Raw genomic sequence first — 21,315 nt, 5'->3', positions numbered from 1 at the left:
CCGCCGGGCTGGTCTCAGGCGGTGGACTCCGCCCGTCGGCGGGCCTCCTGGCGGTCCAGCTCGCGGTCGATCCGGCGGGCCTCCCGCTCGGCCTGCCGCATCCACTGCACGACCAGGACCGCGAGCATCGTCACGCTGACGAACTCGCCGCCGGCCCACAGGATGCCGCCGGCGAGCACCTGGTCCTCCCAGGGGTCGGCCCAGCTCAGCCCGAGCGAGGGGTACCAGTCGCCGCCGAAGAGGGTGGTGCTCTGCATGATGGTCAGCCCGAGCACGGTGTGGAACGGCACCGACAGCAGCATCAGCAGCGCCCGCCCGGGGTACGGCCAGCGTCCGGGCAGCGGATCCAGCCCGAGCAGCGGCCAGAAGAAGACGCAGCCGGTCATGATGAAGTGCGCGTGCACCAGTTCGTGCGCCCAGGCGTGTTCGAGCGTGTAGCGGTACAGATCGGTGAAGTAGAGCGCGAACGGGTTCACCACGAAGATGGCGAACGCCACCAGCGGGAAGGTGTAGATCCGGGCGATGCGACTGTGCACCACCGCGAGCAGCCGCTTGCGGGGGCCGGAAGGCACGGTGCGCAGGGCCAGGGTCACCGGCGCGCCCAGGGCCAGGAAGATCGGCGCGACCATGGACAGCACCATGTGCTGCACCATGTGCACCGACAGCAGCGTGGTGTCGTACGTCTCCAGCCCGCTGACCGTCACCGAGGCGATGCCGCCGAGGCCGGGGCCGAGGAAGAAGATGGTCCGGGTGATCGGCCAGCGGTCCCCACGCAGCCGCAGCCGGTACACCCCGTAGAGGTAGAGGCCGGCCGCGAGGACCAGGCCGACGGCGAGCCAGCTGTCCAGCCGCGCCTCGGTGAACACGGCGGTGATGGAGAACGGCGGCACAGTGGCCGGGGCCGCCAGACTCCCGGCGCTCGTCGTCACCTCGGTGGCGGCCGAGCCGGTCGCGGCCGTGGTGAGCAGCGGCGCGGTCGCGGCGGCCAGGGAGATCGGATCGACGTGCAGCACACCAATCAGCCTAGGTCAGGCGAACCGGACGGTACCGATCGGGCCACTACCGACCCGGGTTTCACCCCCCGCTGATCGCCGGCCGTGGTGAACGGCAATAATGACCGCGTGACTGCGGCCCCAGCCATTGACAAGAGCCGGATCCACTCTCTGACGCGGCCGAACATGGTCAGCGTCGGGACGATCGTCTGGCTCTCCAGCGAACTCATGTTCTTCGCGGCGCTGTTCGCGATGTACTTCTCCATCCGCGCGGCGGCACCGGAGCAGTGGGCGGAGCACACCGAGGTCCTCAACATCCCGTACGCGACCACCTTCACGGTGATCCTGGTGTTGTCCTCGGTGACCTGCCAGCTCGGCGTGTTCGCCGCCGAGAAGGGTGACGTCCACGCGCTGCGGCGCTGGTTCACGATCACCTTCGTGATGGGCCTGATCTTCGTGCTCGGCCAGCTCAACGAGTACCGCGAGCTGGTGCACCACGGCGTCAAAATCAACAGCGACGGCTACGGGTCGATGTTCTACCTGACCACCGGCTTCCACGGCTTGCACGTCACCGGTGGTCTGATCGCCTTCGTGATCTTCATGATCCGCACCACCATGGGCCGGTTCACCCCGGCTCAGGCCACCTCGGCGATCGTGGTGTCGTACTACTGGCACTTCGTCGACGTCGTGTGGATCGCGCTTTACGCCATGATCTACTGGCTTCAGTGATCTTGGCGCGCACCAGCCGCCTTGCCGCTGCTCCACCCCCCGCAACACAAGGTCCAACCGGTTAAGGACACAGGTCATGACTTCTCACAACGACCGCCGACGCGGTCTGTTCGCGCGGCTGCGCGGGCGGCCCGGGGCGCCCAGCAGGGGCCGCCGCCGGCTGGGTGCTGCGGTCCGGCTGGTCGCCGCGCTGATGCTGGCCGGCGGCGCCTACACCGTGCTCGCCCCCGGCGCCGCCGCCCAGGAGAACCCGCCGCTGAGCAGCGCCGCCGCCGACGGCAAGGCGCTGTTCGACGTGAGCTGTGTGAGCTGCCACGGTCGCAACGCGCAGGGAGTCGAGGGGCGCGGGCCGAGCCTCATCGGCGTCGGTGCCGCCTCGGTGGAGTTCCAGGTGAGCACCGGTCGGATGCCGATGGCGCGGCAGGAGGCCCAGGCGGCGCGCAAGCCCGAGGTGTTCACCCGCGACGAGATCGACCAGCTCGCGGCGTACGTCCAGGAACTCGGCGGTGGCCCGGTGGTGCCGGCCGGCGACAACCTGCACGCCGACGGCAACGTCGCGATCGGCGGCGAGCTCTACCGGATCAACTGCTCGCAGTGTCACGCGTTCAGCGGTGGCGGCGGTGCCCTCTCCTCCGGCAAGTACGCGCCGAGCCTGCGGCCGGCCACCGACCGGCAGATCTACGCGGCGATGCTCAGCGGTCCGCAGAACATGCCGGTCTTCGGTGACAACCAGATCACGCCGGAGCAGAAGGCGGACATCATCGCCTACATCCAGCAGACGCTGAAGGACGACGGCGACCCGGGCGGCCTGTTCAACCTCGGCCGGTACGGACCCTCCACCGAGGGGGTGGCGATCTTCCTCGTCGGTATCGTCGCGCTGGTCTTCGCCAGCCTGTGGATCGCGGGCAAGTCGTGAGCGGGGGGACCATGAGCAGCCAGACCGGGCAGCCGACGCTGCCGGGCGGGGAACCGCTCGACGTGAACGACCCCCGGCTCAGCCGGTTCGACATCGTCCGGGAAGGCGCTCGGCGCGACGACATCGAGATCGTCCACTACGAGCCGCAGGTGGCCCCGGGCACCAAGGCCGAACGGCGACTGGTCCGCACGGTCGCGGGCTTCTTCCTGCTGACCGGGCTGGCGGCGACGGCCTTCCTGGCGATCTACATCTGGTGGCCCTGGGAGTACGAGCCGGGTCGCGGCGGCGACAAGCTCTACACCCCGCTGCTCGGCGTCACCCTCGGCGTCGCCCTGCTCGGCATCGGCTTCGGCATCCTCACCTGGGGCAAGAAGCTGCTGCCCAAGGAGGTGTCGATCCAGGATCGGCACGAGGGTGCCCCGCCCGCCGAGGACCAGCGGATCACCGGCGAGACCATGGCGTACATGGCCGACGAGCTGGGCGTGAAGCGTCGGCCGCTGCTCGGCGTCTCGCTGCTGGCCGGTCTGCTGCCCGTCGGTGCCGTCGCCGCCGCGCCGCTGGTCGGCGGGCTGATCTCCGACCCGCACAAGGACGACCAGATGTTGACCACCGGGTTCGCCCCCCGGGACGGTCAGAAGATCCGCCTGGTCCGCGAGGACGGTCGGCCGATCCGGCCGGCCGACATCAGCGCCGGTGGTCAGATCACCGTCTTCCCGGGCGTGGAGCACGGGGTGAGCAACCGGTACGCCGACTCGCCCACCCTGCTGATCCACCTGCGCGAGGACGACGCCGTGGAATCGCGGCGCAACAACGAGCGGGCCGGACACGGTGGCTACATGTGGGGCAACTACGCCGCCTACTCGAAGGTCTGCACGCACGCCGGCTGCCCGGCGAGCCTGTACGAGCAGCAGACCAACCGGCTGCTCTGCCCGTGCCACCAGTCACAGTTCCTGATCACCGACAACGCCAAGCCGATCTTCGGTCCGGCCAGCCGGCGGTTGCCTCAACTGCCCATCGAGGTGGACGCTGAGGGTTACTTCGTGGCGACGTCCGACTACACCGAGGCTGTCGGGCCCGACTTCTGGGAGCGGCCGTGAAGCGGCGAAAGTTTGACGTGGCAGCGGTGCCGGGCAACACCGCCCGAGCGGTCGACGACCGCTTCCAGGTGGCGACCCCGCTGCGCCGACTGCTCAACAAGGTCTTTCCGGACCACTGGTCCTTCCTGCTCGGCGAGATCGCGCTCTTCTCGTTCATCGTCCTGCTGCTGACCGGGGTCTTCCTGACCTTCTTCTTCGAGCCGGCGATGACGGAGGTCATCTACAACGGCAGCTACGCCCCGCTGCGGGGCACGCCGATGTCGGCCGCGTACGCCTCGACGCTGGACATCTCCTTCGACGTCCGCGGCGGCCTGATCATGCGCCAGATGCACCACTGGGCGGCGCTGCTGTTCATGGCCGCGATCGTGGTGCACATGCTGCGGGTCTTCTTCACCGGCGCGTTCCGCAAGCCGCGGGAGACCAACTGGATCATCGGCTCGCTGCTGTTCTGGGTCGGCTTCCTGGCCGGCTTCACCGGTTACTCGCTGCCGGACGACGGTCTGTCCGGCACCGGCCTGCGGATCGCCTCGGCGATCATGCTGTCCATCCCGGTGATCGGTTCCTGGGTGACCGCGGCGGTCTTCAACGGCGAGTTCCCCGGCACGATCATCATCAGCCGGTTCTTCATCGCCCACGTGCTGCTCATCCCGGGTCTGCTTGTCGCGTTGATCACCGTCCACCTGGGCCTGGTGTTCAAGCAGAAGCACACCCAGTGGCCGGGGCCGGGCCGGACCAACGGCAACGTGGTCGGCGAGCGGATGTTCCCGCGCTACGCGATCAAGCAGGGCGGCTTCTTCATGGTCGTCTTCGGCGTGATCGCGCTGATGGGCGGTCTGTTCCAGATCAACCCGGTCTGGCTGTTCGGTCCGTACGAGGCGTGGGTGGTCTCGGCCGCCAGCCAGCCCGACTGGTACGTCATGTTCCTCGACGGCTCGACCCGGTTGATGCCCGACTGGGAGATCACCATACCCATCGGTGAGGGTTACGTGATCCCGCCGCTGTTCTGGCCGACAGTGGTGCTACCCGGCATCCTGGTGGCGATATCCCTGCTCTATCCCTTCATGGAGGCCCGCCACCTGAAGGACTACCGCAGCCACAACCTGCTCCAGCGTCCCCGCGACGTCCCGTTCCGCACCGGCCTGGGCGTCATGGCCCTCACGTTCTACGTGATCCTGACCCTGTCGGGCGCGAACGACGTCATCGCCGACAAGTTCCAGATCAGCCTGAACGCGATGACCTGGGCCGGCCGGATAGGTCTGCTGCTGCTGCCGCCGCTGGCCTACTACGTCACCTACCGGATCTGTCTCGGCCTGCAACAGCACGACCGGGAGGTCCTCGCGCACGGCGTGGAGACCGGCATCATCCGGCGGCTGCCGGACGGGCGGTTCGTCGAGGTGCACCAGCCGCTCGGCGGGTCCGACGGGCACGGCGAGCTGGATTACGCCGGTTGGGTGGTACCGAAGAAGATGAACCGGCTCGGTGCCCTCGGCCCGGCCATCCGGGGCTTCTTCTACCCGATCGAGCGGCCGGCCGAGGCACCGGTCTCGCCGGGGCACCCCCCGGTCGAGCCGCGGCCGGAGCGGGAGGAGATCACCAGCGGGGACACCCGCCCCTGATCCGTCGCAACGTGACGTGGCGCCCGTCGGACCTGCTCCGGCGGGCGCCACGCCCGTTTCACCGCATCCGGACGTCGTCACCGCTTCCCCGCCGTCGCGGATCGCAGGAATAACCCCGGTCAGCCGGGTATCCGTGCGGTCCAACGTCTCAACGGGGAGGAAGCATGTTGGGTATCAAACGCCTCGGCCTGCTGGCCGCGCTGGTGCTGGTGGGGGTCGCACCCGCCGCGGCGGCGCAGGCGGCGGCGCAGCCGTCGGAACAGGACACCCAGTACCTGCAGGCGGTCCACCAGGTCAACCTGTACGAGATCGCCGCCGGTGAACTGGCCCAGGAGAAGGGCCAGAACCAGCAGGTCAAGGAGCTGGGGCAGCAGTTCGTCACGGACCACACCGAACTGGACCAGTCGGTGCAGGAGCTGGCCGGACAGCTGAACGTCGACCTGCCGAGCGAACCCACCACGGAACAGCAGGCCGGTCTCGACCAGCTCAACAACGCCAGCGGTGAGGAGTTCGACCGGCTCTGGGTGACCCAGGAACTGGCCGGCCACGTCCAGGCCATCCAGGCGACCCAGACGGAGATCTCGCAGGGCACCGAGCCGCAGGTGGTCCAGCTCGCGCAGACCGCGCTGCCGGTCCTGCAGGCGCACTACGACGCCCTGGTGATGCTGGCCGAGGAACTCGGCATCCCGGTCCCGGAGACCAGCCCGAGCGGCACGGCCAGCCCGGGTGGCACCGTCCCGGCTCCGGGCGGCACCACGCCGACCCCGGGTGAGACCTTCACCGAGGAGGCGCCGGTCCCCGGTGGCACCGTCACCGAGACCCCGGTGCCGCAGCAGAGCTGACCCGGCGGTACGAGCCGAGCCGGTCCACCCCGGTTGGGGTGGGCCGGCTCAGTCGGTGCTGCCCAGCCCGATGGCGAAGGCTTCCTCCAGGTCGTGCCGGGAGTACGCGCGGAAGGCGATGTGCGACTCGGTGTTGAGCACGCCGGGCACCTTCGAGATGCTGCCCGCGATGATCTGGGCGATCTCCTCGAACTCGCGGACCCGGACCATGGCGATCAGGTCGACGTGCCCGGCCACCGAGTAGACCTCGCTCACCCCCGGCAGGTTGGCCAGTGCCTCGGCCACCTCGGGGATCGAGTCGGTGGCGCAGTCGATCAGCACGATCGCGGTGATCACTGGAGGGTTCTCCGTTCGTCGGCTTCGCAGCCCATGCTAGTCGTGCGGTGCCGATGCGGTGCGCTGTGGCGATCCGTCGCTCCATCGGGGACGACAACTCTCGGTGACTAGTACGTAGAGTGACGGTGGTTCCTGTCCGACGCCACCCGACCAGTCTCCTATGCCGACGCTTTGCTCTGCTTCAACCGACGCAATGGCCGTCTTGCAGCGGCGACATCAACACGACGTTGCCATGATCGCTGCCGCCGGTTTGCGGAGGGTGACTTTTGCGTATGGTGAAGCAGAGCAAAGGCGGCGGGGGAGAAGGGGGCGACCGGCCTGATCCTTACCCACGGTGACGTCCGGTGGTTGATCTGCCGGATCAGGCCGCCGGGACGGTCAGGTCGGCGTCGACACGGATCACGTCGCGCAGGTCCTCGTCGCTGTCGACGAGGGCGTCCGGCCAGATCACGCAGCGGGTGACCGTTCCCCTGACGGTGGCGCCCGCGCCGACGACGGACCGGCGACTGTGACCGGTGACGGTGGCCGTCGGATCGATCAGGCAGCCGTCGCCCGCGGCGTGCAGGTTCGCGGCGAGGTAGTCGGCCGGGGTGCCCGTGTCGATGAAGGTGCCCCGGTAGCCGACCACGGTCAGCCGGCCGGCGGCCTCGGCCGGACGCCACACCGCGCGTACCAGGTCGCCGAAGGTGGCGGGCAGGTCGCGGACCAGCCGCCACGGCAACAGGGAGAAACCGGTGAAGACGTGCCCGTCGAAGGTGCCCGGCGCTTTCGGGTCGGCGGCCGGCTGCCCGAGCAGGCGCACCGACTCGCCGTCCCAGCCGGCCAGCAGCGCGGCGATGTCGGGGCCGGGTGGGGTCGCCGGGTCGGACAGGTAGGCGTCGGCGTTGCCGACCAGCACGCCGCGGCCGTCGATCCAGTCCCGCAGCCGCCCCACGCCGCCCGCGGTGCCGAGCGGGCTGCCCGGCTCCACCGACAGGTGCGCCCGCGCACCCACCCGCCGCACCACCTGGTCGCCCAGGTAGCAGGCGTTCACCGCGACCGAGGCCGGGCCGGTCAGGCCGAGACCGGCGAGCCGGGCCAGCGCCCGGTCCAGCAGCGGCACGTTGCCCACCGGGCAGAGCGCCTTGGGTACCCGTTCGGTGAGTGGACGCAGCCGGGTGCCCTCGCCGGCGGCGAGCACCACCGCGCAGATGCCGTCAGCGGGCGCGGTGGGCCGACTGTCGCCTGCCGCGCCCTCGGGCCGGGTCACGGCGTCGTGTCGGGCAGCGGCGGCGGGAACTGCCCGGCCAGCGGACCGATGTCGTAGTAGGCCAGCAGGCGGGCGGTCGGCCAGGTCAGCTTCGGCAGGTCGTCCAGCGGATGCCAGGCGGCCTCGAAGACCTCGGCACCGTCGACGGTCAGCTCGGTGCGCGAGGCCGGCACCTCGGCGGTGAACACCACGTCCACCCATCCCTTGGCGTGCACGATGGCGTTGGGTGCCGCCGGGGTGAGTCGGGCCGGGGAGAGCCGGACCCCGGTCTCCTCGTACAACTCACGGGCGGCGCCGACCGCCGGGTTCTCGCCGCGTTGCAGCAAGCCCGCCGGCAGGGTCCACCCCCGGCCCGGCGGCTGCCGCAGCAGCAGCAACCGGCCCGCGCCCGACGCCTCACTGTCGCGGAGCAGGGTGACGGCACCGACGATGTACTTCGGCACGGCCATCCGGACCAGCCGGCGTCGGACCGGCAGCGGCAGCCGGTAGAAGACCTGGTACGCGACGGCGCGACCGGTGCGGCGGGTACGGGGGATCATGACTCCAGGCTAGTGGCCGTGCGGCTCGCCCGCGCCACGAGGACCACGCCGAGTACCGGGCGGAGCCGGGTCGGTCACTGACGGTGGTCGACGAGGTCGATGAGTTGACGCACCACGGCGTCCGGCTCGATGACCCGGTCGAAGACCGCGACCAGCAGGGTTTCCAGGTCCGGGTAGCCGAGTTCCTCCGACAGGCGCAGCAGCGGCAGATCGCTGGCCAGCCCCCGGTTGTGCTGGCGCAGGGCCAGCCCGATGGTGGCTCGGCCCAGGCGGACCTTGTCGCTGATCGAGATCCCCGGCTCGCTGTGCTCGGCGAACCACCTGTTGATCTGCATCTGGGCGTGTGGTGACTTGACGAACCCCAGCCACTCACGACGCGGCCCACGCGGGGCCACCTCGGCGTCGAGGCTGCTCTCCTCGTCGGTCTCGGTGAAGATCTCCACCACGTCACCCTCCTCGAGCTCGGAGGAGAGCGGGACCAGCCGACCGTTGATCCGGGCCGCCAGACACCGGTCACCCCGATCGGTACCCAGCTCATAGGCCAGGTCGACGGGGGTGGCACCGGCCGGCAGCACGATCTGCCGCCCCTCGGCGACCACCTGGATCTGCGCCTCGGACAGGTCGCAGCGCAGCGAGTGCAGGAACTGGGCCGGGTCGGCGGCATCCTGCTCCCAGTCCAGCACCCGGCGCAGCCAGTCGAGCTGCCCCGAGCGGGCCGTGGCCCCGCCGGAGCGGGGGAAGCGGAAGTCGGCCGCCACCCCGTACTCGGCCGCGCGGTGCATCTCCGTGGTGCGGATCAGCACCTCGACGGTGCGGTTCTTCGGTCCGCAGACGCTCGTGTGCAGCGACCGGTAGAGGTTGTTCTTCGGTGAGGCGATGAAGTCCTTGAACCGGCCCGGCACCGGCCGCCAGAGGCCGTGCACGGCACCGAGCGCCGCGTAACAGTCGGTCGGCGGACCGTCGACCACGATGGTGATCCGGGGCAGGTCGAACGGGGCGGTGTGGCCGCCGGCCACGGTGTCCTTCCAGATCGAGTAGAGGTGCCGGGGACGTGGGTTCACCTCCGCGTCGACCCGGCTGCGCCGTAGCGCCACCCTGGCCTGGGCGACCACCTCGGCGAGGTAGCTGTCCCAGCCGGGCCGGTCGTGCACGTGTCGCGCGATGCGGGCGTGCTCGTCGGGCTCGAGGTGCAGCAGCACCACGTCGTCCAGCTCCCGTTTGAGGGTCTGGATACCCAGCCGGTCGCAGAGCGGTACCAGCACCTCCTGGGTCTTGCGGGCGATCCGCTCGCGGGAGGCGGCCGAGCGCACGCCCAGGGTGCGCATGTTGTGCAGCCGGTCGGCGAGCTTGATGATCAGCACCCGGACGTCCTTGCCGGCCGCGATGATCATCTTGCGGATGGTCTCCGCCTCGGCGGCCTGCCCGTAGAACGCCTTGTCGAACTTGGTCACCCCGTCGACCAGGTGGGCGACCTCGTGGCCGAAGTCCTCCGCGAGGGCCTGCAACGTGTAGCGGGTGTCCTCCACCGTGTCGTGCAGCAGCGCCGCGACCAGAGTGGTGGTGTCCATGCCGAGTTCCGCGCAGATCTGGGCGACCGCCAGCGGGTGGGTGATGAACGGTTCCCCGCTCTTGCGGAACTGCCCCCGGTGCATGTTGTCGGCGATGGTGTACGCCCGGCGCAGCACCGCCGGGTCGGCACCGGAGTGGATGGCGCGGTGGGTGCGTACCAGTTGGCCGACCGGCTCGGTCTCGGTGGTCGGCCAGGTCAGCAGCGATCGGAGTCGTCTGGTCAGGGGCAGCTCGCCGGGCTGTGTCGGGAGCGCACCGCCCAGGGCGCCGCCGTGGCCGGCGTTGACGTCCACCTGGGACACCCCCTCACGCCTGCTGCACCACCACCGGAATCCGGCAAGCGGGAGCAGACCCTCGAAACGGGCAGGACTGCACTTCCTTAACAGAGTAAGTGAGTCGACGTAGTCCGATCGGACAGTTGCTCATGAGCGTTCGGACCAGAGTTGCCGGGACGCCGCGCTCTCCGCCTTGGTCAACAGGTCGCGGAACCGTGCCGCGCCGGCCACCGGCGAGGACCAACCGGCGGACATCTCGACCAGTCGGGTCTCCGGTCGCTCCAACCAGGACAGGATCCGCTCCGACTCCTCCGGGCTGGCCGCCGGGACCGGGCCGTGCCCGGCCGGCACCGTCTCGGCGGTGGCCCGGATGGCGGTCAACGTCGGTCGGGGATGGACCCCGGGCGGTGACACGCCGGCACCGGCGAGCCGGCCGTGACGTACCAGCGCCAGCTCCCAGCCGCCGCCGGCCGCGGGGTGCGCGGCGGCCACCTCGGCGAGCCCACTCAACGCGGCGAGGCGCTGCATGCGTACGGCGGCCCGCAGCACCGCCGCGAGGCGGGAGCGCAGCACGGCCGCCTCCTCGTAGCGCTGGCCGGCCGAGAGCGCCTCGATCCGTGCGAGCAGGGCGTCCACCACCGGCTGCGGGTCGCCGGTGGTGGCGGTGGCGAACGGCGTGACCGCCCGGGCGTCGTACTCCTCGGGTGAGATCCGGTGCTCGCAGGGTGCCGGGCAGCGGCCCAGCTCGGCCAGCGCGCAGGCCGGCGTGACGGTACGCAGCGACAACCGGTGGGTGCACTGCCGTAGCGGCACCGCGTCGTGGAAGCCGGCGGCGGCCAGCTCGGCGGCCCGCCGCGAGGTGAACGGGCCGAGGTAGGCGCGGTCACCCGGGGAGATCTCCCGGACCACCGACAACCTGGGGTACGGCCCGTCGGTCAGCTTCAGCCAGACCACCCGCTCCGGGTACTTCGACCGTCGGTTGTACGGCGGCGCGTGCGCCGCGATCAGCCGCAGCTCACGCACCTCGGCCTCCAACGAGTGCGCACACTCCACCGCCTCCACCCGTTCGGCGGCGGCCAGCATCTCCGAGATCCGGGCGCGTTTCTCCGCGGCGGTGAAGTAGCTGCGTACCCGGGTGGCGATGTCCCGGGAGGTGCCGACGTAGAGTGGCCGCTCGTCGGCGGCCCGGAAGATGTAGACCCCGGGGGAGCGGGGCAGGCCGTCGGCCAGATGCCGCTTGCGACGCTGCGTCGGGGTGACCGCGCGGGCGAACTCGATGGCGTCGCCGATGGTGTCGACCCGGTGCCCGCCGAGGCGGCCGATCAGCCCGTGCAGCACGTCCACGGTCGCCCGGGCGTCGTCCAGGGCCCGGTGGGTCGGCTGCGTGGCCGCCCGGAAGTACGCGGCGAGCGTGCCGAGCTTACGGTTGGGCACCTCGTCGCGCAGCAGCACCCGTCGGGCCAGCGCCGCGGTGTCCAGCACCCGTGGGTTCGGCCAGCGGTAGCCGTGCTTCGCGCAGGCCGCCTTGAGGAAGCCGACGTCGTACGGCGCGTTGTGGGCGACCAGCACGGCGTCCGCGACGAACTCCAGGAAGCTCGGCAGCACCTGCTCGATCGGCGGCGCCGGCAGCAGCATCGCCTGGGTGATGCCGGTCAGCACGGTGATGAAGGGTGGGATCGGCACCCCGGGGTTGACCAGGGTGGCCAGCACCCCCAGCTCCTCGCCGCCGCGCACCTTGACCGCGCCGATCTCGGTGATGCCGCCGCCGTCGGGCGCGCCGCCGGTGGTCTCGAGGTCGACCACCACGAACGTCGTCGCGTACAGCGGCAGCGCCGGGTCGACACCGTCGACGGTCGGGTCGAGGCCGGCCAGCGGCGGTTGCCGGAACTCCTGTGCTGCCATCCGCGGCACCGTAACGGTCCGGTCCGACACTCGCGCCCCACCGGCCCCAGACGTCACCACCGGTCTAGGATGAGAGATCGGCTCACTCACCGGGCGGTGGGCCCGGTCCCGGTGGGAGACTTGCCACATGCCCCTCACCGAGCCGCACGACGACAACCTCCCGCAGGAGGAGCAGGTCGTCGCGGTGCCCGCGGCCGGTGACGGTGCCACTGACGACCCGACACCGGACCCCGGGCCGGCGGACCCGGGGCAGCCGGAGCCGGAGCCGATCCTGCCCGAGCCGGTGCGACAGCGGATCGTCTCGCTCACCGCCGCCGTGCTGCCCGGTCTGCCCGCCGACGAGGTGCCCGTGCCGCTGCGCCGGGTCGCCAAGTTCGCCCCGAATCGGCGCGCCCGGCTCGGCGCGCCGGCGATCGCCGCCCAACTCACCGCCGATCCGCTGTTCCGGCAGCGGGTCACCGCACGGGTGCTGGCCGACGCCGGTGACCTGGGCACCGCCGTGGTGGAGGGCACCGCGCCCGCCGCCGCCGATCCGGTCGAGGTGGCGGCCCTGGCCTACCTGGCCCGTCCGCGCGGCTGGCGGGAGCTGATCGACGCCAGCGGGGCGGCGGTTCGCGCCGAGGCGGACACGGCGGTGGTGGCCGAACTGGTCCGGCAGGCCGAACAGCGGGCCACCCGGGCCGAGCACGACCGGGCGGTCGCCCGGGTGGAGGCCGACAAGCTGCGCGACGAACTGGCCCGGGTACGCGAGGAACTGGGCCAACTGCGCGAGGAGGCCCGGCAACTGACTCGTACGCTGCGGGAGAGCCAGGCCCGGGAGCGTCGGACCAACGAGCTGCTGGCCACCGAGCGCGGCCGGGCCACCCGGGCCGCCGCCGACGCGGACGCTGAACTGCGCCGGGTCCGGGCCCGGCTGGCCGAGGCGGAGGCCGCGGCCGGTGCGGCCCGCAGCAGCGCCAAGGAGGCGCGCTCGGTCGACGACGCGCGACTGTGGCTGCTGCTGGAGACGATCGGTCAGGCCGCCGTCGGGCTGCGCCGGGAGCTGGCCCTGGATCCGGTCGACAAGCTGCCCGCCGACTTCGTGGCCGACTCCTTCACCGATGCCCCCACCGCCGCCACCGGGGCCGCCGCCCGGGCCCAGGACACCGACGACCCGGCCCGGCTGGACCAGCTCCTGGCGCTGCCCCGGGCGCACCTGGTGGTCGACGGCTACAACGTGACCAAACGCGGTTTCGGGGAGATGTCGCTCGAACAGCAGCGCAAGCGGCTGGTGAGCGGCCTCGGCGGGATCGCCGCGCAGACCGGTGACGAGGTCACGGTGGTCTTCGACGGCGCCGAACGGGTGCACGGCCTGCCACCCACCCCGCGTGGCGTGCGGGTGCTGTTCTCCCGCAAGGGTGAGACCGCCGACGAGCTGATCCGCCGACTGGTGCGGGCCGAACCACCGGGCCGTCCCGTGGTGGTGGTGTCCTCCGACCGCGAGGTGGCCGACGGGGTACGCCGGCACGGCGCGTACCCGCTGGGGGCGGATTCGCTGGTGCGCCGGCTGTCGCGGTCCTGAGCCCGGCCGCGGTGGTCCTGAGCCGGCCCTGCGGTGGGTCGACGGGCGTGGGGCGGACCCACCCCGGGACATAGGATGGGCGCCCATGGCGACAGGAGCGGCAGGCATGAGGCGCACGGCGGGCGACGGAACGGTTCGCGTTCGCCGCGGCGGATCGCCGGTGCCGGACGGGACGGCGTGGTGAGCCCGCGAGGATGGGCGCTGCTGACCCTGGCCGGACTGGGTGTCGCCCTGGTCGTGGCGGCGCTGGTGCTGATCCCGTGGCAGCGTCCACCGGCCCCCCGGGCGGACCAGCTCGCCGCCCTGCGTGATCTGCCGACCGAGCAGGTGGAGCGGGCCCGGCAGTTCCGGTCCGCGCTGCGTCCCGGCGGGTGGGCGGCGCTCGGCGTCGGGCTGCTGGTGGCCCTGGCACTCGGGTTGACCCCGCTGGGCAGCCGACTGGTGGAGTTGGCCGGGCGGCCCTTCGGCGGGCACTGGATCGCACAGGCGATCCTCGGTGGTCTGGCCGTGGTGCTGGTCGCCGACCTGGTGACCCTGCCGTTCTCGGCCTGGCGGCACAGCGTGCTCACCCGTTACGGGCTGGCCACCAACGGCTGGGGCGGCTGGGCGGTGGACCTGCTCAAGTCGTACGCGGTGAGCGCCGTCATCGGTGCGGTGGCGCTGCTCGGCTTCTACACCGTCGTGCGACTCGCCCCCCGCTGGTGGTGGGCCTTCGGCGCGGCCGGTGCCGCCACCCTGGTGGCGCTGCTGTCCTTCGTGCTGCCGGTGCTTGTCGAGCCGGTCTTCAACCGGTTCCGTCCGATGGAGCCGTCCCCGCTGCGCAGCCAGCTCATGGAGCTGGCCGAACGGGACGGAGTGCCGGTACGCGACGTGCTGGTCGCCGACGCCTCCCGGCGCACCCGGGCGGTCAACGCGTACGTTTCCGGGTTGGGACCGACCCGCCGGGTGGTGGTCTACGACAATCTGCTGCGCGAGGCGACGCCGGCCGAGGTGACCGCGGTGGTGGCGCACGAACTGGGCCATGCCCGGGACCGGGACGTACCGGTCGGCACGCTCACCGGCGCGCTCGGCGCCGCCGCCGCGGTGGTGGCGCTCTACCTGATCGGCTCCTGGCCGCCGCTGCTGCGCCTGGCCGGGGTCGACTCGGTGGCGCAACCCCGCGCGTTTGCGCTGTTGCTCGCCCTGGTCACGGTGGCCGGGCTGGTCTTCGCCCCGGTGCAGGCGCTGATGTCGCGGCGGGTCGAGGCCCGCGCCGACGCACACGCGCTGGCGTTGACCGGCGACCCGGCCGCGTTCGAGTCGATGCAGCGGCGGTTGTCCGCGGTCAACCTCTCCGACCCCGACCCGCCCCGCTGGGAGTACCTCTACTCGGCGTCCCACCCGTCCACCGTGGAGCGGATCGCCGCCGCCCGCGCGTACGCCCGAAAGGTTTCCCGGTGAGCCGCACGTTGCTGGTGACGAACGATTTTCCGCCCCGGCCGGGCGGCATCCAGTCGTTCGTGCACAACCTCGCGGTGCGTCAGCCGGCCGGTTCGGTGGTGGTGTACGCGTCACGCTGGGCCGGGGCGGACAAGTTCGACGCCGACCAGCCGTTCGAGGTGGTGCGGGAGCGCACCAAGGTGTTGCTGCCCACCCCCCTCGTGGCGCGCCGGGCCGCCCGACTGGCCCGGTCGTACGGCTGCGACACGGTCTGGTTCGGTGCGGCGGCTCCGCTCGGCCTGCTCGCCGCCGGGCTGCGCCGACGGGCCGGGATCCGGCGGGTGGTCGCCCTGACCCACGGTCACGAGGTCGGCTGGGCGGCGTTGCCGATGGCCCGGACGGCGCTGCGGCGCATCGCCCGGGACACCGACGTGGTGACCTACCTGGGGGAGTACACCCGCACCCGGCTGGCCCGGGCGGTGGACGGCCTGACCGAACTGCGGCGGCTCGCGCCCGGCGTGGACACCGACGTCTACCACCCGTCGGTCGACGGTGGCGCGGTGCGGCACCGGCTCGGCCTGGCCGACCGGCCGGTGGTGGTCTGCGTGTCGCGGCTGGTGCCCCGCAAGGGCCAGGACATGCTGATCCGGGCGATGCCGCTGATCCGCCGCCGGGTGCCCGACGCCGCGTTGCTGGTGGTCGGCGGTGGACCGTACCGGACCACGCTGGCCCGGCTGGCCCGGCAGTCGGGGGTGGAGCGGGACGTGGTCTTCACCGGTTCGGTGCCCTCGGCAGAACTGCCGGCCCACTACGCGGCCGGCGACGTGTACGCCATGCCGTGCCGCACCCGCAACCGGGGCCTGGACGTCGAAGGGCTCGGCATCGTCTACCTGGAGGCGTCGGCGACCGGTCTGCCGGTGGTCGCCGGCGACTCCGGCGGTGCCCCGGACGCGGTGCGCCAGGGCGAGACGGGCTACGTGGTGGACGGTCGGGATCTCGCCGAACTCGCCGACCGGGTGGCCACCCTGCTGGCCGACCGGGACCTGGCCCGGCAGTTCGGCACCGCCGGCCGCGCCTGGGTGGAGCGGGAGTGGCGCTGGGAGACGCAGGCCCGACGCCTGGCGACGCTGCTCGACGGCTGAGTAACGGCTCACTGTCCGGACCGCCGAACAGCTGCCGTGTGGTGGCGGGCTCAGCGGATGCGGGCGAGGATGTGGTCGGGGGAGGCGGGGCGGCCGAAGTGCCAGCCCTGACCGGCGTCGCAGCCGATCGCCCGCAGCCGCTCGGCCTGGCCGCCGGTCTCCACCCCCTCGGCGGTCACGGTCAGGTCCAGCGCGTGTGCCAGCGAGACCAGCGAGGCCAGGATCCGCTCGTCGGCGCGGGCCTCCGGGGTGCGCAGGCCCCGCACGAACTCACCGGCCACCTTCAACTCGGTCACCGGCAGGTCCCGCAGATAGGCCAGGTTGCTGTAGCCGGTACCGAAGTCGTCGATGGCGATCCGGATGCCCAGGTCGGCGAGGGCGCGAAGGGCGCGTACCGGCTCCTCGGAGGTGGTCATCATCGTGCTCTCGGTGATCTCCAGTTGGAGCCGGTTCGGCGGCAGGCCGGTACGTCGCAGCAGGGCCCGCACCTCCTGCACCAGACCGGGGCGGCGGACCTGCCGCACCGCCAGGTTGACGCTGACGTACGGCGGCTCACCCGAGGTGGACGTCCAGCCGACCGCCTCGCGGCACGCCTCCGCGAGCACCCAGCCGCCGAGCGGCACGATCAACCCGGTCTCCTCGGCGAGACCGATGAACTTGTCCGGGCGCAGCACCCCGAGCCGTGGGTGGCGCCACCGGACCAGCGCCTCGACGCCCAGCAGCGAACCGTCGTGCAACGAGGTCAACGGCTGGTAGTCGAGGAAGAACTCACCCCGTTCCAGCCCCGCCGGGATGGCCGCGCACAGCTCCTGGCGGGCCTGTTCCCGGCCGTCGCGCTCCGCGTCGTACAGGGCCCATCCCGCGCCCCCGGCCGACTTGGCCCAGTGCAGCGTGCTGCCCGCGGCCCGCATCAGGTCGTCGGGTGAGGTGCCGGCGACCCGTCGCTCCACGATGCCCACGCTCGCCGTGACGGTCACGTCGTGCCCGTCGACCACCACCGGCTCGGAGAGCGCGGCCAGTGCCGCCTCGGCGACGGCGACCACGTCTCCGGTGCCGGTGGACCGTTCGACGAGAACGACGAAGGCGTCCCCGCCGAGCCGCGCGACCAGGTGCGGCTCGACCGCCCGCCGCAGTCGCCGCGCCGCCGCCACCAGGGCGCGGTCGCCGATCTGGTGTCCGAAGGAGTCGTTGACCCGCTTGAACCGGTCGAGGTCGAGAAAGCACAACCCGACCCGGCGGCCGCTGCCGGCCGACGCGTCGACGGCGGCGGCGAGGCGTTCGGCGAAGAGCGTGCGGTTCGGCAGGTCGGTCAGCGGATCGTGGGTGGCCTGGTGCCGGAAGCGGGCCTCGCTGGCCCGGAGAGCCTGCTCCGCCTCGGCGCGGGCGGTCATCGCGGCCCGCCGGATGGACTCCTGCTCGTCGAGGGTCCGGTCCCGCAGCGCCCGGGCGTAACCGGTGGCGACCGCGCCCAGCAGGCGGGCCATCCGGTCCTCGATGTCGTCGGCGACCAGGTCGAGGTCGCGGACCAGTCGAAGCTGGATCACCTCGACGGTCCGCCCGAGGGCCTCGGCGGAAACGATGTGCGCGGCGACCAGCTCGTCGGCGACCCGGTGCCCGACCCGCAGGTCGAGCGGCTCCGCCCGCAGCGCCTCGGCGAGCAGGTCGGTGAGCCGTTGCAGCAGCACCTCGAGCTGGGCGTGGGTCATCGGCAGATAGCTGGTGCCCGATACCGCCTTCGCCCAGGCGCGGGCGAACACGCCGACGCAGGGCCGGCCGTCCGCGGGCTTACCCACCGAGGCGCCCGACCCCGCCGAGGAAGACCGCCCGTTCGGCGTCCTCGGCGCTCTCCGGCGTCTCCGGACGCCACTGCGGCACCCACACCACGCCGGGCTCGACCAACTCGAAGCCGTCGAAGAACCCGGTCAGCTCGGCCCGGCTGCGTATCCACAGCGGGTTGTCGGTGCGCCGGTAGACCTCCTCGGCCTCGGCCCGCTCGGCCTCGTCCCGGCCGTCGTCGCTGGCCTGCGACAGGACCAGGTAGCTGCCGGGGGCAAGTGCCGCCCGCAGCGTCCGCAGCACCTCGGCCGGCCGGTCGTCGTCGGAGACGAAGTGCAGCACCGCCACCACCAGCACCGCCATCGGCTGGGAGAAGTCGAGCATCGCGCGCACGTCGGGATGGGCCAGGATCCGGTCGGGATGGCGCAGGTCCTCCTGGATCACCGCCGTACGGTCGTTGCCGGCCAGGATCTCGCGGCTGTGCGCCACGGCGACCGGGTCGACGTCGACGTAGACCACCCGCGAGTCGGGGGCGTGCCGTTGCGCGATCTCGTGCACGTTGCCCACGGTGGGGATGCCGGAACCGATGTCCAGGAACTGCCGGATGCCGGCGTCGGTGAGGAACTGCACGGCGCGGCGCAGGAAGGCGCGGTTGGCCTGGGCCATCAGCGGTGCCTGCGGCACCACCGCCACCATCGCTCGAGCGGTCGCCCGGTCCACCGCGAAGTTGTGTGAGCCGCCGAGATAGTAGTCGTACATGCGGGCGACGCTGGGACGTTCGACGTCGATCGACTCGGGTGCCCAGTCCGGCCGCTGCAAGTGCCTCACCCCTTCGCCCACCATCGGCGGCGACGCCGCCTCGGCGGGTATTCTGCCCCGCTTTCGCAAGGGAGGCCAGAGCCGGTACGGGCCGGAGGCTGTCGATGCGAAGATCCGTGCCCCGCCGCGGTGGGACACGGATCTTCGTCGGTCTCGCGCCGATCAGAACTTCGGCGCGTCCGGTGCCTCGAGCAGACCGAGCCGCAGCGCGGTCATCAGCGCCTGCGCCCGGTTGGCCGCGCCGAGCTTCTCGTAGAGCTTCGAGATGTGGGTCTTGGCGGTCGATTCGCTGACGAACAGCTGCTTGGCGATGCCGGCGACGCTCATGCCGTCGGCGAGCAGCCGCAGCACCTGACCCTCGCGGGGGGACAGCTGCGGGCCGGACGGGGCGAGTCGACGCTTCATCGCCTCGGCCAGGTCGGCGGCGGTGAAGGCGCTGGGGGAGGAGGCGGCGTGCCGGGCGGCGGCGACCACCTCGTCGGCCGGCGCGGTCTTCGGCACGAACGCGCTGGCCCCCGCCTCCAGGGCGCCGAAGAGCTGGTCGTCGCCGGCGTACATGGTGAGCACCACGATGCCCATCGACGCGCTGGACTTGCGCAGCGCCCGGGTGGCCTCCAGGCCGCTGCCGTCGGGCAACCGCAGATCCATGATCACCACGTCCGGTTGCAGGGCACCGGCCTGCCGGACGCCCTCCGCCGCCGTGGCCGCCTCGCCGACGACCTCGAACTGCCGGTCGCGCTCGAAGGCGTGCCGCAGGCCCTTGCGGATCAAGTCGTGATCGTCGACAAGGAGGACCTTGGTACGGGTTGCCGGTGTCGGGCTTGTGGTCATCCTCGGCTTACTCCCCTTCTGCTGCGGCGGCGCTACCGCGAACGTTATCGCGCCGGGGCGGTGAACCGACCACCACCGCGACGGTCGTCCCGCTCGGCTGTCGCGGCCTGATCTCCAACCGGCCCCGGATACGTTCCGCTCTCTCGGCCATGATCGCAAGACCATAGTGCCCGTCCGAGCGCTGGTCACCTATGCCGTGACCGTCATCCGACACTTCGATCTGCGCGTACGGCGGATCCACCTCGCAGGTGACCCAGAGGTTGGCCGCGCCGGCGTGCTTGCGGGCGTTGGTGACCGCCTCCTGGGCGATGCGCAGCAACTCGGCCTCGGTCGCGGCGGGCAGCCGGGCGGTGGACTCGTCCAGGGACAGGTGGACCCGCAGTCCGCCGGAGGCGCCGACGGTGCGCGCGTACTCGGCGATCGCGGCGGCCAGGCCACCGTGCCGATCCACCTCGCTGCGCAGCTCGAACAGGCTCAGCCGCAGCTCGGTGATCACCCGGGTCACCTCCTGGCGCAGCAGCCGCAGCGACTCGGCGGTCTCCTCGGCGTCGTCGTGCACGGTGGCCAACGCGTTGTCGATGCCGTAGCCCACCATCACCAGCTCCTGGGCCACCCCGTCGTGGATCTCCCGGGCCAGCCGCTGCCGCTCCTCGTTGGTGGCCAGCGAGCGCACCTCGTCGAAGAGCAGGGCAGCCTCCAGACGCAGCGCGGCCGGGCCGGTCAGCGCGGTCACCTGGGCCACCACCGGTGGCGGGTACGCGTGTGCAGTGTCGGTCTCCAGCACCACCAGACCCACCGTGCGCAACCCGGCCACCAGCGGCACGATGAGCGCCGAGACCTCGCCACCACGGTGTGAGCGGGACTGCGAGCGGGCCGAGGTCTGCCACTGCTGGCTGGCCCAGGCGTCGGCGATGGCCGAGTCGGCGTCGATGGTCGTCTCCCAGTCGACCCGGTCCGCGCCGAGCTGGGCGAGCACCACCAACCGGCCACCACCGCTGGCGGAGAGCACCGCGCCCCGGTCGGTACGGGCCACCGTGCGTAGCTCCTCCAACAGGTGCTCGGAGATCCCGCCCGGGTCCAGCGTGGCCCCGGGCAGTTGACGGGCCACCGTACGCAGCTGGGTCAGCAGCCGGGTCGCCTCGGCGTACGGCTGGGGTTTGCTGTCGTGGCGGGCCTGCATCACCCGGTGCAGGGTGCCGGCGGCGTAGAGACCGAGGGCGGCGAGGATCAGCCACTGGGCGCAGACGGCGAGATAGCCGGGCTGGCTGAGCTGGCGGACCCCACCCACCTCGGTGACCGCGCCGGCGAGCAGCAGACTGCCGGCGGTCACGGCGATCAGCGCCGCGCCCTCCCGGAAGCGGCGACGCAGCGCGGTGACGGTCACCGGCACCGCGAGGTAGGGCAGCACGGCGGAGGCGCCGAGACCACCGATGTGCCCGCCGACGGTGGCCACCGCGGCGACCTGACTGGCCGCCAGACCGAGCACCACCACCTCCGCCACCCGGCTGAGTGGACCGACGAGCCGGTGCTGGGGTGCCAGCATCGCCGGCAGCCCGGCCAGCGCCAGCAGGACGATCCACCACAGCTGGGCCACGTCGCGGGTGGCGAACAGGGTCAGGACGGCGACCAGCGTGAGTACGACGACGCGGGCCGCCGCGGCGAGCGGGTGCGAGCGGGCCAGGGCGGATGTGGAGGCGGGCACGTG

18 protein-coding genes are annotated in these 21,315 nt (G+C 72.1%); 8 read left to right on the top strand and 10 right to left on the bottom strand.

Annotated elements, in window-relative coordinates; genetic code table 11:
* Positions 1-14 precede the first annotated feature (14 nt).
* Positions 15-1,013 carry a cytochrome c oxidase assembly protein gene (locus tag O7605_RS01470; RefSeq protein WP_269737540.1) on the bottom strand — a complete coding sequence of 333 codons (999 nt, stop codon included), beginning with the start codon at positions 1,011-1,013 and terminating at the stop codon, positions 15-17.
* 108 nt (positions 1,014-1,121) lie between these two features.
* On the opposite strand from O7605_RS01470, the gene ctaE reads away from it, so the two are divergent.
* The 5 genes from ctaE to O7605_RS01445 all read left to right on the top strand — a co-directional run bounded on the left by ctaE (position 1,122) and on the right by O7605_RS01445 (position 6,192).
* Positions 1,122-1,721, top strand: coding sequence for an aa3-type cytochrome oxidase subunit III (ctaE, locus tag O7605_RS01465; RefSeq protein ID WP_164449244.1), 600 nt, complete (start codon positions 1,122-1,124; stop codon positions 1,719-1,721).
* 76 nt (positions 1,722-1,797) lie between these two features.
* Complete coding sequence (gene qcrC / locus O7605_RS01460; protein WP_269737539.1) at positions 1,798-2,637, top strand: cytochrome bc1 complex diheme cytochrome c subunit; 840 nt, start codon at positions 1,798-1,800, stop codon at positions 2,635-2,637.
* 11 nt (positions 2,638-2,648) lie between these two features.
* Complete coding sequence (qcrA, locus tag O7605_RS01455) at positions 2,649-3,734, top strand: cytochrome bc1 complex Rieske iron-sulfur subunit (RefSeq protein ID WP_269737538.1); 1,086 nt, start codon at positions 2,649-2,651, stop codon at positions 3,732-3,734.
* Entirely contained in the window at positions 3,731-5,350 is a 1,620-nt protein-coding gene (gene qcrB / locus O7605_RS01450; protein WP_269737537.1) for a cytochrome bc1 complex cytochrome b subunit, read from the top strand. The genes qcrA and qcrB overlap by 4 nt, the downstream gene beginning before the upstream one ends.
* Before the next feature lie 164 nt (positions 5,351-5,514).
* Entirely contained in the window at positions 5,515-6,192 is a 678-nt protein-coding gene (locus O7605_RS01445; RefSeq protein WP_269737536.1) for a DUF4142 domain-containing protein, read from the top strand.
* A gap of 48 nt (positions 6,193-6,240) precedes the next feature.
* Here O7605_RS01445 and O7605_RS01440 read toward each other — a convergent pair whose 3' ends face one another.
* The 5 genes from O7605_RS01440 to O7605_RS01420 all read right to left on the bottom strand — a co-directional run bounded on the left by O7605_RS01440 (position 6,241) and on the right by O7605_RS01420 (position 12,062).
* Positions 6,241-6,528 (bottom strand): Lrp/AsnC family transcriptional regulator, encoded by a 288-nt coding sequence (locus tag O7605_RS01440; protein ID WP_269737535.1) that lies wholly within the window; start codon positions 6,526-6,528, stop codon positions 6,241-6,243.
* Positions 6,529-6,889: 361 nt separating this feature from the next.
* The gene (locus tag O7605_RS01435; protein WP_332317112.1) at positions 6,890-7,720 is read right to left on the bottom strand and encodes a nucleotidyltransferase family protein; all 831 of its coding nucleotides are present in this window, start codon (positions 7,718-7,720) and stop codon (positions 6,890-6,892) included.
* Positions 7,721-7,773: 53 nt separating this feature from the next.
* Entirely contained in the window at positions 7,774-8,316 is a 543-nt protein-coding gene (locus tag O7605_RS01430) for an NUDIX hydrolase (protein WP_269737533.1), read from the bottom strand.
* A 74-nt stretch (positions 8,317-8,390) separates the two neighbouring features.
* Positions 8,391-10,178 (bottom strand): RelA/SpoT family protein, encoded by a 1,788-nt coding sequence (locus tag O7605_RS01425; RefSeq protein ID WP_269737532.1) that lies wholly within the window; start codon positions 10,176-10,178, stop codon positions 8,391-8,393.
* 129 nt (positions 10,179-10,307) lie between these two features.
* Positions 10,308-12,062 (bottom strand): DEDD exonuclease domain-containing protein, encoded by a 1,755-nt coding sequence (locus O7605_RS01420; RefSeq protein ID WP_269737531.1) that lies wholly within the window; start codon positions 12,060-12,062, stop codon positions 10,308-10,310.
* A 127-nt stretch (positions 12,063-12,189) separates the two neighbouring features.
* Here O7605_RS01420 and O7605_RS01415 point away from each other — a divergent pair, with 127 nt between their 5' ends.
* The 3 genes from O7605_RS01415 to O7605_RS01405 all read left to right on the top strand — a co-directional run bounded on the left by O7605_RS01415 (position 12,190) and on the right by O7605_RS01405 (position 16,184).
* Complete coding sequence (locus tag O7605_RS01415; RefSeq protein WP_269737530.1) at positions 12,190-13,623, top strand: NYN domain-containing protein; 1,434 nt, start codon at positions 12,190-12,192, stop codon at positions 13,621-13,623.
* A gap of 180 nt (positions 13,624-13,803) precedes the next feature.
* Positions 13,804-15,063, top strand: a complete 1,260-nt coding sequence (locus O7605_RS01410; RefSeq protein WP_269737529.1) for a M48 family metallopeptidase — start codon at positions 13,804-13,806, stop codon at positions 15,061-15,063.
* Entirely contained in the window at positions 15,060-16,184 is a 1,125-nt protein-coding gene (locus O7605_RS01405) for a glycosyltransferase family 4 protein (RefSeq protein WP_269737528.1), read from the top strand. The genes O7605_RS01410 and O7605_RS01405 overlap by 4 nt, the downstream gene beginning before the upstream one ends.
* 50 nt (positions 16,185-16,234) lie before the next feature.
* Here O7605_RS01405 and O7605_RS01400 read toward each other — a convergent pair whose 3' ends face one another.
* From O7605_RS01400 to O7605_RS01385, 4 genes are all read right to left on the bottom strand, one after another.
* Complete coding sequence (locus O7605_RS01400; RefSeq protein WP_269738667.1) at positions 16,235-17,890, bottom strand: putative bifunctional diguanylate cyclase/phosphodiesterase; 1,656 nt, start codon at positions 17,888-17,890, stop codon at positions 16,235-16,237.
* Positions 17,891-17,969: 79 nt separating this feature from the next.
* Entirely contained in the window at positions 17,970-18,779 is an 810-nt protein-coding gene (locus tag O7605_RS01395; protein ID WP_269738666.1) for an SAM-dependent methyltransferase, read from the bottom strand.
* Positions 18,780-18,941: 162 nt separating this feature from the next.
* Positions 18,942-19,610 (bottom strand): response regulator transcription factor, encoded by a 669-nt coding sequence (locus O7605_RS01390; RefSeq protein WP_007072219.1) that lies wholly within the window; start codon positions 19,608-19,610, stop codon positions 18,942-18,944.
* Positions 19,611-19,617: 7 nt separating this feature from the next.
* Entirely contained in the window at positions 19,618-21,312 is a 1,695-nt protein-coding gene (locus tag O7605_RS01385; RefSeq protein WP_269737527.1) for a GAF domain-containing sensor histidine kinase, read from the bottom strand.
* Positions 21,313-21,315: the final 3 nt, after the last annotated feature.

Source organism: Verrucosispora sp. WMMA2121 (assembly GCF_027460185.1).
Taxonomy (GTDB): Bacteria; Actinomycetota; Actinomycetes; order Mycobacteriales; family Micromonosporaceae; genus Micromonospora; species Micromonospora palythoicola.
This window is presented reverse-complemented; position numbering and strand designations above follow the sequence as displayed.

Excerpts from the sequence above, each read along its gene's own strand:
- qcrC (WP_269737539.1), top strand. The coding sequence starts at position 1,798 with ATGACTTCTCACAACGACCGCCGACGCGGTCTGTTCGCGCGGCTGCGC.
- qcrA (WP_269737538.1), top strand. The coding sequence starts at position 2,649 with ATGAGCAGCCAGACCGGGCAGCCGACGCTGCCGGGCGGGGAACCGCTC.
- O7605_RS01445 (WP_269737536.1), top strand. The coding sequence starts at position 5,515 with ATGTTGGGTATCAAACGCCTCGGCCTGCTGGCCGCGCTGGTGCTGGTG.
- O7605_RS01430 (WP_269737533.1), bottom strand. The coding sequence starts at position 8,316 with ATGATCCCCCGTACCCGCCGCACCGGTCGCGCCGTCGCGTACCAGGTC.
- O7605_RS01420 (WP_269737531.1), bottom strand. The coding sequence starts at position 12,062 with ATGGCAGCACAGGAGTTCCGGCAACCGCCGCTGGCCGGCCTCGACCCG.
- O7605_RS01415 (WP_269737530.1), top strand. The coding sequence starts at position 12,190 with ATGCCCCTCACCGAGCCGCACGACGACAACCTCCCGCAGGAGGAGCAG.
- O7605_RS01400 (WP_269738667.1), bottom strand. The coding sequence starts at position 17,890 with ATGACCCACGCCCAGCTCGAGGTGCTGCTGCAACGGCTCACCGACCTG.
- O7605_RS01390 (WP_007072219.1), bottom strand. The coding sequence starts at position 19,610 with ATGACCACAAGCCCGACACCGGCAACCCGTACCAAGGTCCTCCTTGTC.